Below are 507 nucleotides of genomic sequence, written 5' to 3'. Positions count from 1 at the left end.
GGGGGGCCGAGTCGTGCAAAATCGTATTTTTNGCGATGCAGTCTATGTAGCAAGAATTTCTTGGTATCGGCTTCGATACTACCGCTCATCCAGCGATAAAATTCTTGACAGGCATCTCGCAATGATCCCCGGCGGATTCGGCCATCATATAGATCAGGCCGTATCAATTATATAATAATTAACGAAATCTACTTGATCTGGCAAATTTCGAAGAATGCCAGTCAGGCCTGTCCGTTCCCGAAATGGAATGGCTTGTGGTCAGCCGCCATCGCACGACCGGTAAGGAATATGTCGATGAACACGGGCATACTACAGGCCCAGTAACCGACGAACTTCCGATCCGCGCATTCTGGGCCGAGTGGCAGAAATGGATGACCTCCACGACGAAACTGGTGGCGCAATGAAAAGCCTTGATGATTATTTCGACCCGGGCTTTACGGTCGATGACATCCTCGCGGATGCGAAAACCTCACCCTATATCAATGACGCCTATTATGCGAAGCTGCG

General features: G+C 49.8%; 1 protein-coding gene. It reads left to right on the top strand.

The features are described from left to right. The first annotated feature begins 242 nt into the window (after positions 1–242). Complete coding sequence (locus TR36_RS15905; RefSeq protein WP_192841387.1) at positions 243–404, top strand: hypothetical protein; 162 nt, start codon at positions 243–245, stop codon at positions 402–404. Positions 405–507: the final 103 nt, after the last annotated feature.

The organism is Falsirhodobacter sp. alg1 (genome assembly GCF_000739715.2).
In the GTDB taxonomy this organism is placed as follows: Bacteria; Pseudomonadota; Alphaproteobacteria; order Rhodobacterales; family Rhodobacteraceae; genus Falsirhodobacter.
The sequence above is the reverse complement of the archived record's forward strand: the minus strand, read 5'-3'. Positions and strand labels throughout refer to the sequence as shown.

What these genes read in the sequence shown, in the direction of transcription:
- TR36_RS15905 (WP_192841387.1), top strand. Translation starts at nt 243, where the DNA reads ATGGAATGGCTTGTGGTCAGCCGCCATCGCACGACCGGTAAGGAATAT.